Genomic DNA, 14,673 nt, shown 5'->3' on the forward strand with positions numbered 1-14,673 from the left:
CCTCCTTCGCATTCTTTTAGCTACTACGCAGAGCATCAATTGTGTCGTTTTCCACGCTTCTTTTGCCACTTATTTTGAGAAAGGAACTTTTTAAAAACCTTCTTATCAGCATCACTACTCAGCACCAGCACATGACATTTTAAGTCCTGGTTATATCGAATTTGCCTTCGGTCTTTACCTAAAGCCTCGCAGATCCAAAATATCTGACGCCTTACTTCACCGGCTATGTAGACCGTACCATTGTTGTCATTGTAAATATCAATTGCAGCGCTCATTACAATATCCCCTTAAACCGGTAATCCAGGGCCAGTGGGTCTTCATCCTCACGGAGGAGCATTTTGCCCAGGTACATCTTGCCCGTATGCTGATTCCTGGTCTTTTCAAAGAGCCTGCCAGCCGTAGCCTTGGAGAGAAAACCAATCAATTGGTGAAAGTATTCGCTGGTGTAGATGATAGGGAGCTGCTTCCGGTACCGGTAATCTACAATCCCGTAAAACTCTTTAATCCATGTATCTTTCTGGCTTTCCTTGCACACATCATCAATAATTAAAAGATCGCAAGTATAAAGCTTTTGCCTGATTTCGTCTACCTTGTATGCTTCGTCTGGCTTATTGTAATAGGACAGCCATTCAGAAAAACTTTGGACCCAGTTAAAGAACATCGGGCAAATTCCCAACTCAATAAGGGGAAGGACGGCAGCAGTGGCCAGGTGAGTCTTACCGCAACCAGAGGTGCCCAATAGTCCCATCCAAGGGGACCCTTGCAGGCTTTCGCCACGTTTCACCCTGGCTACTAATCCCTTTGAATACTCCCTGGCGATGCTATACGCATTAACCACTCGGCGATCCGTATCATTAATGTCGAAGTTGTCAAAATTCTTGTGGATGAATTCATCGCTGATATTGCAGGATTTTAGAAGCTTTTGCAGTTTTCTTCGCTCCATACACTTGCAGGGATAGGCTACATTCAGGCCTGGGTCGTCGATTACACCATTATCCTGGCACAGGTCGCACTCATATTCCGGAGAGTCTCCGTTTAAAGGCTTCTTCGGCTCTTGAGTCACGCTTACCGGACGGCTTTGCCGCTTCAGCAGTTTTTCTTGAATCGTGATCCCCTCCATGGACTGAACCACCTCTCAGATTTCTCAAAATGCCACGAGTGTAATTCTCTCTTATATGGGGGTATTTCTCAATGTGAATTTTTAAGGCTTTAATCACTACTTCCGGGTCAAACTTAGCCCAGTATTCCAGCTCCTTTTGCTTGATACCAACGGATACTCTATTGCTCCTTCTGGTGAAGCGGATAGTATCCCAATAATCAGCGATAGTTTTCTGCTGATCTGGCGTATATCTTTCAAGGAGTTTTTCCACTGCCGGCTGCCTCCCTTTGCATGCGCTTTTTCATAGCCTTTAAAGCTTCAATTACATCACTGGCCTGACTAAATTTTAAATATCTTGGATGACTGACCCCCTGCCTGTTCTCCAAAAAACCGCGCAGCCGCCTGGGGTTATCTTTCCAGCCCAACTCCTCAGCCAGCTTATTAATTTGCCACACTTGCTTACCGGTTGCTCTGTCAGCGGTAGTGGTGTGGCCAAGTATCTGATTTAGCCGGTCAATCACCCTGATGCCCTGTCTCTTAGTTAGGGCCTTAATGCTTTCAGAGCCGGTCACCGCAGTGACCAGCTCATGAAGCACCTCATTATCAAGACCGGCTTCTCTTGCCAGGGCAAATATCTTCTTAATTTGATCATAGCTTATTTTCATGGGGCATCACCTTCGTCCTTCGTATTCCAATCCGACACTGATACCAGCTTCGATGAAAACAGCTTTTTTAATTTGCGCTATTTGTTCGTCAGTAAGCTCTCCGAAGAACCGATCCACCAGCTCAAAGTTTTTATATAACCTGATATAGTGCAACTCTTCTTCACAATCTCCCAACACACCAACACTTTCAAGCACCTTTTTGTCTCTTAAGTAATCGCCTTTCAACTTCTTTTTGACTGCCTTAATTGCTTTATCATCCAATTCTAGGACTTCCAGTACTTGTTCGATAGATATTTCATCGCTGTAATCATCATTGCAAAGGGCAATTAAAGCTTCTTTAAATCTTGATTCCGTTTCATATTTGATTTCTTCTTTACGTGTGATCTTAGCTTTTGCGATTTCCCCTAACACTTCGACCAGCCGATTAAAGTTATCAATATCAAGCTTTTCCTTATGAACCACGTTAAAACTACCATATAGCCCGAAAATTTGCATAAACTTCAGGTTTTTATTATCCATTTCCTCATAAGCCGCATTGGTAAGTTTGGCTTTTAACTGATCTAAGGTCTTTTTATCCTTTTTCATTTTCTTTTCCAAGGAAATGGCCTCATCAACCAAGCTGAATAATTCCTCTTGCATGTCTAACCCTCCCTGGTTTTCTCGTTCATCATCCGCAAGCAGCCCGAGCAAACAAACCGTCCTGCGTGAGCGATAAGATCAACATCAGACTTACAGAAAACACATTCACCTTGAATACGCTTTAAAACAATACTTCCCTCGTTGTTGACGCTAATACGAAACCGTTCTCCGCTATCAATACCAAAACTGCTGCGGCGCATGGCTGCTGGTAGCGTGATAGAGCCGCTTTTACTAAGCTTTTTGTTAAACTGCTCCAATCGCTTACTCCTCCTCTTTAAAAGTTTTAACTGCATGACCATCCTCGCACAGCATCACCAGACCAGCTTCCCGGTAAAGACTGTCCAACTCACAAATGCTAATATTGTCCAAGACACACTCCACTGCTGCCATTGCCATAAATAGCACCACCTTCCGTATTTTTAATAAGCAAATGCAATCATCTTAATGCATCCGGCCGCCGGTACAAAATGAATCTCACCGTCATCCAATTTAACTATCACCGTACCGGCCACGCCGCGCTCTACCTGGTACCCCTCAGCCGTCTTTTCCCGGGCCAAATCATTTAATTCCCGGGGCATCGTGATCACATCGTTAACCGCCTTACAGATCGATTCATGGACTTTCTTCATAACCGTGCCCCCTAAAGCATCATCATATTGCTTGCTTTGGCGATAGTATCCAGGGTGATCTCCGTTATACCTTCACCGTCCTGGCCATCCATCAGCCGGATGATATTATTCAGTGTCCTGTCCATCAGCCTGAAACAACCGGTTTGGCTGTTGGTCGCCCTTTTGATCATTTCCTGCAACGCCTCATCCGTAAACGGGAAGGGCTCCAGGTACTCCATAACTTCTTTTTTGGTCAGCCCTTGTAGGGAGTAATAGTTGTCCACCCGGTTGGCAAACCGTGCCAAGTACCCTTTAACTTGTGACTCCAGCTTTGGCTCACCGGCTACGACCAAGCCTACATCCGACTGATCAAATATAGAGCGCAATATTTCCATTTTCTTTTGGGTGTACTTGCTGATTAGCTTATCCGCCTCATCTATAATCAACAAATAGCCTTTATTAAAGTTAAAAAACTCCTTAATACCGTTTACCCGCTTCCAAATGGTGCCGTACCCGGAAGGGATGCCCAATGCCTTCTCAATTGCCTCTACCATATCGCGACAACTCATAATATCGTCACATTCCACATAGGCAACTCGAGGCATCTTAGTGTAATATTCCAGAGTGCGGCTCTTGCCGTAGCCAGATTTTCCAACCACAACACCAAGTCCGGTAAAGTCCTGGCAGGTGCTACATACAGCGATGATGCCGGAGGCATCCCGGCTTTCAAAAAACTCTGGTTTTTGCAACTTTGGCGCTTGGGTTATAGGTGTAACGACCTTACCGCGCTCCCGAAGAAACTGAGTAAGTTTTGCCTGAATATCGGTGGTATCGCTTTCATACTTGCCATTTAAGTACCTTGAAAGTGCTGTTCTATGGTAATTTATTTCTCTGGCCACTTCCGTAATGGTCAATCCGCTTTTCTCCATAAAATCCTTAGCCATTCTGGCCACATCCTGCGGCGCAATGGAATAAATCTTTGCAGCAGCTTCCATTTATTTATCCCTCCGTTTTTATCCCAGTTTACGGAGCACAGCCAATGCTTTCTCCGCTTTTTTTCGATAAAATTCATTGTCTAACTGGTCATTATGCTTCTTATTCCTAACCTCATCCTTAAACTGCTTATCTTCCGGCAGGGCAACCACATTGTCAACCGGTTTTTTGCCTTGCTTCTTAATGACAAAACCGCCCACCGTATCACTTGGCCCGTTGACATGCTGGTTGATGCGCTGTTCAAATGGGGTAGTGTATTCCTTGATGCGTTCTCTGTCCCGCTTAAGCTGCCTGTGCTGGGCCTTCATGTGCTCTTCCAAAGCCTTTTGAGGTACCTTTGGAGCAATTAAGAGCAGATCCTGACTTAAAGCCTCGCAGATTTTTTTGCCGTCTAAGGTGTAAACATACAACCTAGTCACATCTTCCTGGTCCCAACGAATATCTACTTTGTCGCCGATGTAGTCACATAACTCGTCCGCCCGGTACTCATAACCAAACTTATGGATTCCGGTGTTATAAACATGGACCCGGTCGGCCCTCATCATCAACATACTGGCGTATGACCTAGGCGGCGCCGGCTTATAATAGCGCTCTTCGGCATTAGCGAACAACTCGGCAGGCTTTCTCCATTGTTCTTTTGCCTTTTTTAAGCCTTTGTGGTCCTTCTGGTGATACTTCTCATTGAGCCACTTCTGCCACAGTTCATAAAATTCTTCCAGTGTTAGCAGCTCATCCCGCTCCAGCATTCCCTTAATATCTTTTCTGACTTTACCCGCGGTGCGCGAGCCGGTTAGCGTTCCGGTGTAACTGGCCAACCATTTACTAAACTCACTGCACACTATGCCGAAAAAACGTTCGATATATGCCTTGCTCCATGGCTGATAAGGCAGGCTTCGAATATCATCCTGGATGCCAACGCTTTTGTAAAAGCCTACCGTCTCACTATCGAAGCTGACCCGATATTTGCGTTTGCGGCCCGTTAGGGTTTCGGCGGTGTATTCCTTCCCGTTGTCGATGTTGATCCATTGAGGAACCCCGCACGGTTTACCGCCAATTTCGTTGTAGATCATCTTTAGAATGGACTGCTTCATGATTTCAGCGTTGGCGTGTAAGCACATTACACTGCTGGGAATGGCCCTGCTTCTAATATCTACCCAGGCCACCAGGTTGGGCTTGATGGCTGTTACCTTCCCATTAGGGTGTGTATACTTCACCCAATCGTCAAAGGTATGAACATCGCCTTGGACAAGCCCCATCACCGGCAGGGATTTAGAATCACGGGAAGCCTTGACCATAACTTTATTCCGGTATTCCCTGGCGCCTCTAGCCGCTAAGAAATGGGCATTTTTGCCCCGTTTTTCCTCCATCAGATAGTTTACATACCTGGCCACCGTCTGGTAGGAGGGGTAAGGCCAACCATTCTTTCCAGCGACTTCCTCCATCTTTTCGTAAAGCATCTCAACAGTGCTGTTATTGGCAGCAAATTCCTTATCAAACCACAGATTTTCAATGAAAGCCCTTGCTCTATCAGTCAGTGAAGGAAAGGTGAATCGCTGTTTAGGCTTCCGGCACAAGGCTAAAACCTTGAAAAAATCATAATTTTTACCGTCTTCCTTGTTTAACTTCACGGCCCAGGCGCTTGCCTCCAGGTAGTTTTCCGCCTGCCGGTATAAGGTTCGTAGGCTTATCCCTTTTAAATCAGCGAACTCCTGGGCAAACTCGGTGCGGTTATCACCGGCGTAATTCAGAAACTCCTGAACGGTCTTGGTGAATTCCACCGCCTTGTAATACTGGCCGCCATGGTTTTCGACGTACCAGTTTAATTCCACATCGACATACCATGGCATGCTGTTCGTTATCCGTTTATCAACCACAACATCCCCCCCTTCAATGCTTTGGGCTTCCTTATGCGCCCTTCGCGCTTTTTTCGAAAGGGAGGATACGGCAACCAGAACCCGCTCTTTGCCGCCGTTTACGGCTGGCTCTGTTTTGGTCTTAAAGGCTTCGGGATTGCGCTTCATGCGTTGAATTAGGGTGTTATACTTGATACCCTCGTATTCCGCAGCCTCTTCCAGCGTGATATAAGCATCTGCCAAAATCCTCCGTCTCCTTTACGCAAGGAGGGTATCCGTAGTACAATGTAACCGAACAGGTTCCCTGTTCTGCGCCTGCGGGGTGCCTTCGGCTAAAAGGGAGGCGAAGGCACTCCGTTTTTATTGCCAACTTTTTTGATAATACCGGCGCACAAATCACGAATACACTCCTTCAATTTTGTATCACTACACCTTTTCAGTCTGGCTAAGCTTTTGTTGGACAATCTCCGGACCACCGTTTATAAGATCTTCCATTCTGGAAATCTCCAGGCGCAAATATTCACGCATGCTATTCAAAGCTTCGATACCAGCCTTCTTCATGTTCGCCCAGGCGAAGAAATCATCAATTTCGCGCTTTATATCATTTTGGATTAGCTTTTCCTTTTGACGGTATTCGGATAGCTGCTTCTTTAAAAAGTTAGCTTTATCTTCCGCTGATAAGTTACTTTCATCACGGCCGAGTTTCTGATTCATAGCCGTCAATTCACTTAGAAATACTTCAGTGTTCACTTACTTATCGCTCCCCTCATGCTATTTTTTGGATTAACTCCTCGTCGAGACCAAGGGCTCTAATAATGTCAGGGAGATACTTTTTGCCCGATCTTTCGCCGTATAGCACCAGGTGCAGGTATTTCACGTTCATTCCTACTATTTCAGCCAGCCATACCTGGCTCTTGTTAATGTCGATCAGGCGCTTCTTTATGACTTTGCCCAAAGGTGATAGCTCTCGTCCCACCTTGATCCCTCCTTTCACCATTGGTCTTGCAGAACCAGATAAAACCACCTCCCGTGAGTTAACGTTTCTTGTCTCTTTTTCTTCGGTTGCCCGAATCAGTAGTTTTCCTGGGTAAACCTTTATTGCCGCCAAAATGGCAAATCTCACAACTATCTACCCGCTTGGGACACTTAAATCTGCACTCGTTATTAATATCTAAAGTGCGAAACATACATCTGCATCCGGGGTATTGACCTAAAAACCCCACAAGCATCGCCATGGCCATACCCCCTCGTGTAATTTGATTAGTAACCAAATTTTCGGTGCAGTTTTTACTGCTATATCGCCAAACCTCCAACAAAAAACCTAGCATCCATGCCGGCATAAGCCGGCCACCCATCAATTGTCTTAACCTCAATATCAGACTCGCTTAGACGCTGCCACTGGCCGTCATTACAAACTTCCAAAATTGCGCCTGGCGCGACCGGCATTAAATCGCCGCTATCCAGCTGAATAAAAACCCCGTCTTCAATTACCAAATTCCCAACCTGCCAACCGTCAAGAATATTAGCTGTTTTCCTGATGCTGTCTGCTAACAAAAACACGTCATCGCCATCCTTCCTTTGGGAAATCCGATTTAGGAATCACCCACTTTTGTGGGTGCCTTGAAAATTTTTAATCACCTCCATAATTTTCTTTTTTTCGCACTGCCTACCTGATAGAATGTTGTTGTGGTATATGAATCTATCATTTCAATTATACCACACGCTTGTGGGGTGTCAATAAAAATCCCCACGATTATGGGGTTAAATACCCAACAACCAAGGGGTTTAATACCATACGTTTGTGGGAAGGGGGAGAGCTGTGTCTGAAAAATTTGGGAAGCGACTTAAAAAGGCTCTTAAACAAGCCGGATACACCCAGGCTAAGGCCACAGAAGAACTTGGACTTTCTAAAAATGCTATAACTAATTATGTATCTGGTAGAATTCCTGATACTTTAATACTTTACAAACTTGCTAATTTATGTAATGTATCAATGGAATGGTTACTGTCCGGCAAAGAAACAAAAGCTGCTGGGAAAGCACATTTGGTTGAAGAAGCAGTTAGAAGATACGCGGTCGCCCAGCCTAAAATAATCGAAGTACCGGCAGGTGTAACAGTCCGTTATGCCGGTGAAACAGTGATGATCACCGATAAAGCAATGATGCTGGAAGACATTCGTGAAGCACTGGAAAAGGGTGTTGATGGTACGGGTTACCCCGAACTTACTAAAGAGCTGACCCATCTGGAATACCGGGAAAAAGAACAACTGGTTATTGTAGTAATTAAAGGTACTAAAAAGGGCCAGTTTATAACTAATAAGGAGGACGAAGAACTGCTGCCGTTATCGAGTGAAGAGCGGCAAATACTCTTAAAGTACCGATTGCTTGACGCCAGAGATCAGTGTGATATCAAAGAAATTATTGACATGAAATATGAAAGAATGGTTAAAAGGGGAAGATCATACGGCTCCGGGAGTGGAGGAATAGGAAGCGGGGAAGAGGCGGCTGCTAAAGAATACGCCTAATTTTTTAACCCTAAATGATATATTTTTATATCTTTTTCAATTTTTCACATTAATATCGGAAGTAACTCGCTAAATGATGTCACTTTGCTACGGCCTTTTTTAAGCTGCTGAAGACTAGCCGAAACCAGCATGAATACTGCAATGTGACAGGTTTTTTTGAAAATCACTAAAATGTCACTTTGCTTATAGCCTTTTGGGGCTATTTTTCTAGTGTTTTAATCACGTTTTATTCACGCCGTTAACGCGCATTCACGCGACGGCGTTTTTTTATAAACCCTGTAACCCCTGATTTTAAATGCTTTCAATTTCTCTTTAAGCTTTTCGCGTGATTCATTCACGGTCATTCACGCCAGCGTGATCACGCCCTGGCGGTTTTAATTGACCGGCACTCGTGGTAAACTAATGTAAGGGCAAACAAAAAAGCGCTTATCCCTAATGCAGCAAGGCTTCCAGCGCTTTTGCCTCTTTTTTTTAAAATTTACCTGACAATAAATGTATTCTCAAAATAATTGTTCGCCGTTTTTTAATAAATCCCACCTAATCCCTTGTCATCTCTGTGTTTCCCACCCTTTCCCGGTTCATCTTTTCTAGTAAACCTATTGTCAGTTATTTTGTTAATCTACACCCATGCCAACTTTTCCACCGCATGCTCCAAATCCTGAACCGACGGCCTGGTATACCTGGCCGTTGTATTAAGATCAGCATGCCCCATTAACGCGGCCACCCTGTCCAGGCTTTCCCCGGTATCCACGAGCATTTTCCCAAAGGTGTGTCGCAGCATATGCGGAGTGACATCCACCCCTGCTAACCGTGCGTATTTTGTTAGTACATTCTCGGCAGACCTAGTTGTGATATGTGCACCCCGGCGACCGGGAAATAACCACCCCGATTTCGCTTCATTTACGTACACATCCAATATTCTGCGCACTGTTACGTTTAGCGGTACCTCCCGATATTTATCTCCTTTGCCCTGACGGATAATAACAAATCCGGAACGTTCACGAAGAGTTATGTCTTCAATTCGCAATGAAACAGCTTCAGATATTCGTAAACCGGTATGTAAAAGCAACATAATCAGTGCAGTATCCCTCTCCTTACCATATTTTTGAACTGCTCTGATTAAAGCTCCAAGTTCCCTCCGGTCAAGCCATCGTGGGGCATTTTTTTGCTCCTGTACCCTTTTGATACCCGTAGCCGGGTTGGTTTTAACTAAATCCACAATACATGCCCAGGTGAAAAAGCTATTAATTACATCCAGGGCATGATTGACCGTGGCCGGTTTTTTCTTCTGATTGATAAGGTTGTTGCGATAATTGGCTATATCCAGGGCAGTTACGGAACGGGGATCGAACCGGCCATAGGTTTGGGCCAACCACCCGGCAAACCGGTGTATCGTCTGCATATAAGAGCGCACGGTACGTTGGGATAGGCCCCGCCCCTGCAAGTTCGTTTTGAAATTACTTAAAAATTTTTCCACTTTTCACTCCTTTCCTTATTAACCGCATAAAGGTGATTGATCCTATAGGTGTTCCTCTTGAATTTGCATATCTGTTCTTTTAAACAGCCATCTGTTCAAGTAATTGTGCCATAGTCGTTATATTAACGGCCGTTGTCATCTCGGGAATATTCGCCCTCACTAGCGCGGTAGCAACAGGGGGACATACGGCGTTACCACATCTAGCGACTTGGGCAGTCTTGCTGTACGCTTTGCCGAGATAGTCCCTGTCAATCATGTAATCCGGCGGAAAGCCTTGAGCGTTGTAAAGCTCGCGCGGAGTCAGCATCCGCATGCCGATATCCGCGATAAAATACGCAGTACCATTTATCCAGAGAAGGATTACTTCATCGTCGGCTAAAATATAGCTACAGTATTTATTTAACAATGCACGTATCTTCGGCCAGTTTTTAAGATCTGCTCCTGGCATGGCTTTTACAAGAGTCGTATATACCGTCCCGAACTCACCGCCACCAGCTGTTAATGTTTGCAATGGCTCATGCGGAATTTGCCCAATATTTGTTCCCTTGAATTTAATAATGTGTGAAGTAACAACAGCCGTATGACTGTTGCAGAGTTGGGTGTTTACCGGTTCTTCCACGCTTCGCGCAACACTCGCTTTGCCGTGGAATTCGGATAGCACTGCTGTTGTTAATGCCTCCCGATCTTTTGACGTTATTGTGTGGCATGGGCTATCCATATCGTGACCATGCTTTTCAGTACCGAAATATTTAACTATCTGAGCAGCCGCCAACCCATAGCGGTTAGAACCATCAATGGTCATAATAGGAATCGCAAGGTTTTGTCCTCTGACGTACTCCTGCTTTTTTTCGCTGTGATACTGGATCAGGGAGGGCATTATAAGCATTTGACTTCCGGAACTGGTTACCGTGTTCATCGGCACCCTCATGTCTGTTCCACTCGCGTTCTCATGATTATGCATGTAGAAGGGGGTTATCACCGGCGCTGCTACTCCGTATCCATGCTTTGCCGTAACAGTCTGCATAACGTCGTCAATGCTGCCGCCCCTAAATCCACCCGAATGATTTGTAATTACAATAAAAGGTTTACCACTCCTGATCGTGAATTTATCCACACCACGCGCCACCCGCTTTAGTGTGTTATCCGCCAAGGGACGGACGGCATTGACACCGTACTGCTCCTTAATCTCTGCCTTGCTGGCGAAAATAGACGGGCAAGGGATTGACCAGTTAATGATCTCGGCGGCGCTGCGCCATTTTGGCAGGCTGTTTTTTCCGTCCCGCGAGTGTGTTGGTTTCGGCTTAACAATCGGTTGCCCGTCGCACCGAAACACACCGAAATATCGCTTGCGGATTGTAGGCGCTCCATAGTCCGCTGCTACAAGTTCCCAGCCGTCGTAATCGTAGCCAAGCCCCCTGATAAGGCGCTGTGCGTCTGGACTGAACGGCGCGATGTGCAGGAACTCGCAAGCTTCCATCAGCGCAGGGTGATCAGGCTCAATACCGGTCGTCAACATACCAATGAATGCCTTGAAAGTCTCTCCAACGTGATCCGGATCGGGATACCACTTACCATCCGACCGCTGGATCAGCGGTCCCCAGGTCTGGATCTCCTCGACGTTCTCCATGAACATAACACGAGGCCGAACGGCAAGTGCCCACCGAAGGATAACCCATGACAGGCCGCGAATTTTCTTTTCGACCGGTTTTCCACCCTTCGCCTTGGAAAAATGTCGGCAGTCCGGGGAGAACCAAGCAATGCCGACCGGCCGACCGGCGCACACCTTAACTGGATCGACGTCAAATACGTCCTCCTGCAGGTGCTGTGTATAGGGATGATTTGTACGGTGCATTCTAATCGCGTCTGGATCGTGGTTGACGGCGATCGTCACCGGCGCGCCGGTCGCTATTGATATACCCGTGTCGGCTCCGCCTCCACCAGCAAAGTTTACGACGGTAATCTCATCAAAAAGGATCTCCTGTGCTTTCAAGCACGTATTTATCATCATCTCGTCCTCCAGCATATTTTTTAAACGCGCATTAATTTCTATTAATTTCTTTGTGGTTTTCTTATGCGAAGTAAAAAACCCCCGTTAAACAGGGGGTTTTTACAACTTATCCGAAGTTTTTAGCCTTATTTCTTCGTATAAGACCTCTTATTCAAATTTTTTGTTTTAGTGACTTTTTCCGACAAACTTTAATACTAGATTTGTGATAAAATTAAGGAAAGTTTTTATCAATGCAATATTTATCCAATTTTTTATATTTGTTCTAGGAACTAATACTACCCTATTATATAAGACATCTCTTTTTTAATTATTTATAATTAAATCTTTAGTAATTTATTAGAATTAGTGGGGTAAATATGACATACATATTCAAGGTAATTTCAAGGAAATACTATCCATTCATGATAATTACATGGCTTGTTGCTGGCTTCATAACAATGTCCATTTCACAACCTCTTATTGGCCACAACATAAACAATATTTTAGAACAATTTACTCCCTTCAATATTCGAGTTATTCCTTTTGCCTATTTTTTACTTACAATTATAATGTCGTTTATCTCCTTAAATTACGGTCAAGAAATAAACGAGACTATTATTAAAAAACTAATACTATATCGTTTACAGATTAGAGAGAGTGATCACCTATCATCGGAATATTATGAAGATCTACTATCGTATTGGAAGCATTACACAAAACAATTTCAAATGCAGGTTATAAATAACAATGAATTATCTGCAGAGCTATTAGATTTTGAAATTAAAAATCATATTTTAAAAACTTCAACTCTATGGAATTTTGCTAGGGCGTTTTTCTCTATCATTAGTCACATTTCCGTTTATTTATTATCTTTTTTAATTTTAATAGACATAAACTGGATTTTGATTTGTTGCTTTTCACTAATAACACCACTGCTACTATATATACATTTTTACTTTTCCGGTTTCTTTTCTCGGCAAAAAGTCGAAACAAGTTCATTCATAATTAAACTCATAAGTCCTTGGGAGTTTCATGATACCATTAATACTTACTAAAACTGAATAAAAAGCAAAAATATATAGAAGAATTACCAAACTTATAATAAATGCAAACATTTTATTTCCATCCACGAACTATACCTCCTAAATTTCTTGCCAGTTCATAATCACTCTATCGGCACACTTTGTACAGTCTCCTATTTGCCCACCGAGCAAAGCGTTCAAGATAGGAAGCAGCATCTTTATAAAGAATTACAAATTATTAAATCAGAGTCTGATGCCCTAACCTCTATAAACGGTAGCACGAACCGTACCCGGTTTAAGTTTCTGGTTCCGAAGCACTGTTTTGCTGACCAGATTCTTCGGAACATCGCTCCAACTTCTATAGTGTGGAAGATTTGGCACGTCGACCATCCCTTTTATAATATCTTTTTATATCCTTGACACCGCCGCACTATAATGAACATAGCGTTATTTATTTACTGCTTGCCTTTCCTCCTGGTACCAAGCGATTTGGGTACCAAGTGATTTGTTCCTTATAGAAAGCCACAATATGCTCATCGAGTTCCTGGCTAGCGCTCACGACTTCGGAGCTTACTAAAGAACCTTTAGTAGCGTATAATTTTAGCCGTGCACTCTCAATTTTCTGGTCAATATTTTCCAAATAAGACACCTCCCTATAACAAAAATAGCCACAAACCTTCGAAAAGGTTGGTGGCATCCAATTTTTAACAACCACTTTTATTACGCTGTATTACGCCGCCCCTTCCGGGGCCTGGCTAAAACATTCGCATGTACCTTCTTCTTCTTCTGCCGGCTTGAGTGCCCTGGGTCTTAGCCTGCGGATGAGAATTCATTCTTCAATTTCACTTTGCTGGTAACTACATGCTTCAGGTGCTATGATTTTTAATTAGGGACGTTAACAATTATACTTTATTTTTTTGAGCAACGTTGACCCAAATTTATTTTTTATCATTCGAAAGTTGAAACCGGTGTAGATTTATTTATACACGTTGTTTATGGAATAGTTTCTGCTTATTTTGGTAAAAAATAAACTAATTTCAGATAAGGTAAACAGTATAATTATTTAGATTAGATGTAGTTTTTTTATCATTTTTTTATTACTATTAAAGTTAATGCTACCATGCCTTAACAGCCGGGGGGATAACCAACTTTGGATAAAAAAAAGCTGGTCCATAAGCTTAAGGAGTTTTCAGCATTGGAAGCTTATCAGGTAAAACTTTACCAATCTCAAATACAAGCACTTGAAGATCCACATATCAAGCATGTATATGAAAGATTTGTTGTTCGGGAAAAAGAACACCGAGACTTTATAACACAACAGCTTGAAAACCTTGGCGTAGGTATCAATTTGGCGGGTCCGTCTTTTACGCTTGCCGGTATTGTTTCTGGAAAGACACTAGACCTCTTGAGCCTTAAAGATCGGTATAAGCTCGGTATAGCAGTCGAACATAAAGCCGTCCAGATGTATCATGAGTTTATTGAAATGACACGCCATGATCCCGAATTGTCAGAGTTAAATAAGAAACTGGCATATTTTATGGTTGATGAAGAGCAACACGAATTCTGGTTTAAGGAACATCTTACAAGATTGGAACATGTATAAACTACTTGTTTAAGAAGATTATAAATTATTAACGACAAATCTTTTTAAAATCAAAAAAGCTAATAAATCTATTTTAAAGATAATATTCTCTGAATCTATTGAGCCATAACCGTCGCCTCCGTGCTTAACCCTTTTTTAAATGCTTCTTTGAGCACATCCCATAATGTAAACATAAAAACACTCCAAAAGAACCAATAAGATAT

Annotated in this window: 19 protein-coding genes; 2 read left to right on the forward strand and 17 right to left on the reverse strand. The window is 43.4% G+C overall.

Going from position 1 to position 14,673, the window contains the following annotated elements:
* Positions 1–35: 35 nt before the first annotated feature.
* From BM056_RS21130 to BM056_RS21185, 14 genes are all read right to left on the reverse strand, one after another.
* Entirely contained in the window at positions 36–275 is a 240-nt protein-coding gene (locus BM056_RS21130; protein ID WP_092474206.1) for a hypothetical protein, read from the reverse strand.
* Entirely contained in the window at positions 275–1,120 is an 846-nt protein-coding gene (locus tag BM056_RS21135; protein WP_092474208.1) for an ATP-binding protein, read from the reverse strand. Before BM056_RS21135 ends, BM056_RS21130 begins: the two co-directional genes overlap by 1 nt.
* Positions 1,014–1,370 carry a hypothetical protein gene (locus tag BM056_RS21140; protein WP_092474210.1) on the reverse strand — a complete coding sequence of 119 codons (357 nt, stop codon included), beginning with the start codon at positions 1,368–1,370 and terminating at the stop codon, positions 1,014–1,016. Before BM056_RS21140 ends, BM056_RS21135 begins: the two co-directional genes overlap by 107 nt.
* Entirely contained in the window at positions 1,354–1,764 is a 411-nt protein-coding gene (locus BM056_RS21145) for a phage protein GemA/Gp16 family protein (RefSeq protein ID WP_092474212.1), read from the reverse strand. Before BM056_RS21145 ends, BM056_RS21140 begins: the two co-directional genes overlap by 17 nt.
* 6 nt (positions 1,765–1,770) lie before the next feature.
* Entirely contained in the window at positions 1,771–2,403 is a 633-nt protein-coding gene (locus BM056_RS21150; protein WP_092474214.1) for an ABC transporter permease, read from the reverse strand.
* A 2-nt stretch (positions 2,404–2,405) separates the two neighbouring features.
* On the reverse strand, positions 2,406–2,660 hold the full coding sequence (locus BM056_RS21155; RefSeq protein WP_092474216.1) for an AbrB/MazE/SpoVT family DNA-binding domain-containing protein: 255 nt from the start codon (positions 2,658–2,660) through the stop codon (positions 2,406–2,408).
* Positions 2,661–2,664: 4 nt separating this feature from the next.
* Positions 2,665–2,799, reverse strand: a complete 135-nt coding sequence (locus BM056_RS27375) for a hypothetical protein (RefSeq protein ID WP_274377573.1) — start codon at positions 2,797–2,799, stop codon at positions 2,665–2,667.
* 23 nt (positions 2,800–2,822) lie between these two features.
* Complete coding sequence (locus BM056_RS21160; protein WP_092474218.1) at positions 2,823–3,032, reverse strand: hypothetical protein; 210 nt, start codon at positions 3,030–3,032, stop codon at positions 2,823–2,825.
* Positions 3,033–3,043: 11 nt separating this feature from the next.
* Positions 3,044–4,006: an AAA family ATPase gene (locus tag BM056_RS21165; RefSeq protein WP_092474220.1), complete on the reverse strand. Its 963-nt coding sequence runs from the start codon at positions 4,004–4,006 to the stop codon at positions 3,044–3,046.
* An 18-nt stretch (positions 4,007–4,024) separates the two neighbouring features.
* Positions 4,025–6,100, reverse strand: coding sequence for a Mu transposase C-terminal domain-containing protein (locus tag BM056_RS21170; RefSeq protein ID WP_174549989.1), 2,076 nt, complete (start codon positions 6,098–6,100; stop codon positions 4,025–4,027).
* 183 nt (positions 6,101–6,283) lie between these two features.
* Positions 6,284–6,607, reverse strand: a complete 324-nt coding sequence (locus BM056_RS21175; RefSeq protein WP_092474222.1) for a hypothetical protein — start codon at positions 6,605–6,607, stop codon at positions 6,284–6,286.
* A gap of 16 nt (positions 6,608–6,623) precedes the next feature.
* Entirely contained in the window at positions 6,624–6,833 is a 210-nt protein-coding gene (locus tag BM056_RS21180; RefSeq protein WP_238456588.1) for a transcriptional regulator, read from the reverse strand.
* A 58-nt stretch (positions 6,834–6,891) separates the two neighbouring features.
* Positions 6,892–7,092 carry a hypothetical protein gene (locus BM056_RS25895; RefSeq protein ID WP_131820809.1) on the reverse strand — a complete coding sequence of 67 codons (201 nt, stop codon included), beginning with the start codon at positions 7,090–7,092 and terminating at the stop codon, positions 6,892–6,894.
* 58 nt (positions 7,093–7,150) lie between these two features.
* Positions 7,151–7,417 (reverse strand): hypothetical protein, encoded by a 267-nt coding sequence (locus tag BM056_RS21185; RefSeq protein ID WP_092474224.1) that lies wholly within the window; start codon positions 7,415–7,417, stop codon positions 7,151–7,153.
* Positions 7,418–7,676: 259 nt separating this feature from the next.
* Here BM056_RS21185 and BM056_RS21190 point away from each other — a divergent pair, with 259 nt between their 5' ends.
* Positions 7,677–8,381, forward strand: a complete 705-nt coding sequence (locus BM056_RS21190) for a helix-turn-helix domain-containing protein (RefSeq protein ID WP_092474226.1) — start codon at positions 7,677–7,679, stop codon at positions 8,379–8,381.
* Between the two features lie 619 nt (positions 8,382–9,000).
* Here BM056_RS21190 and BM056_RS21195 read toward each other — a convergent pair.
* The 3 genes from BM056_RS21195 to BM056_RS21210 form a co-directional block, all read right to left on the reverse strand.
* On the reverse strand, positions 9,001–9,858 hold the full coding sequence (locus BM056_RS21195) for a tyrosine-type recombinase/integrase (protein ID WP_092474228.1): 858 nt from the start codon (positions 9,856–9,858) through the stop codon (positions 9,001–9,003).
* A gap of 79 nt (positions 9,859–9,937) precedes the next feature.
* Positions 9,938–11,848 (reverse strand): DNA cytosine methyltransferase, encoded by a 1,911-nt coding sequence (locus tag BM056_RS21200; RefSeq protein ID WP_238456589.1) that lies wholly within the window; start codon positions 11,846–11,848, stop codon positions 9,938–9,940.
* A gap of 1,470 nt (positions 11,849–13,318) precedes the next feature.
* Positions 13,319–13,507 carry an aspartyl-phosphate phosphatase Spo0E family protein gene (locus tag BM056_RS21210; RefSeq protein WP_165613646.1) on the reverse strand — a complete coding sequence of 63 codons (189 nt, stop codon included), beginning with the start codon at positions 13,505–13,507 and terminating at the stop codon, positions 13,319–13,321.
* 510 nt (positions 13,508–14,017) lie between these two features.
* On the opposite strand from BM056_RS21210, the gene BM056_RS21215 reads away from it, so the two are divergent.
* Positions 14,018–14,470, forward strand: coding sequence for a ferritin-like domain-containing protein (locus BM056_RS21215; RefSeq protein WP_092474236.1), 453 nt, complete (start codon positions 14,018–14,020; stop codon positions 14,468–14,470).
* Positions 14,471–14,673: the final 203 nt, after the last annotated feature.

It is taken from the genome of Desulfotruncus arcticus DSM 17038, assembly GCF_900113335.1.
In the GTDB taxonomy this organism is placed as follows: domain Bacteria; phylum Bacillota; class Desulfotomaculia; order Desulfotomaculales; family Desulfallaceae; genus Desulfotruncus; species Desulfotruncus arcticus.

Bases quoted from the DNA above. Each gene is read 5' to 3' on its own strand.
- BM056_RS21130 (WP_092474206.1), bottom strand. From the start codon at position 275: ATGAGCGCTGCAATTGATATTTACAATGACAACAATGGTACGGTCTAC.
- BM056_RS21135 (WP_092474208.1), bottom strand. From the start codon at position 1,120: ATGGAGGGGATCACGATTCAAGAAAAACTGCTGAAGCGGCAAAGCCGT.
- BM056_RS21145 (WP_092474212.1), bottom strand. From the start codon at position 1,764: ATGAAAATAAGCTATGATCAAATTAAGAAGATATTTGCCCTGGCAAGA.
- BM056_RS21150 (WP_092474214.1), bottom strand. From the start codon at position 2,403: ATGCAAGAGGAATTATTCAGCTTGGTTGATGAGGCCATTTCCTTGGAA.
- BM056_RS27375 (WP_274377573.1), bottom strand. From the start codon at position 2,799: ATGGCAATGGCAGCAGTGGAGTGTGTCTTGGACAATATTAGCATTTGT.
- BM056_RS21160 (WP_092474218.1), bottom strand. From the start codon at position 3,032: ATGAAGAAAGTCCATGAATCGATCTGTAAGGCGGTTAACGATGTGATC.
- BM056_RS21165 (WP_092474220.1), bottom strand. From the start codon at position 4,006: ATGGAAGCTGCTGCAAAGATTTATTCCATTGCGCCGCAGGATGTGGCC.
- BM056_RS25895 (WP_131820809.1), bottom strand. From the start codon at position 7,092: ATGGCGATGCTTGTGGGGTTTTTAGGTCAATACCCCGGATGCAGATGT.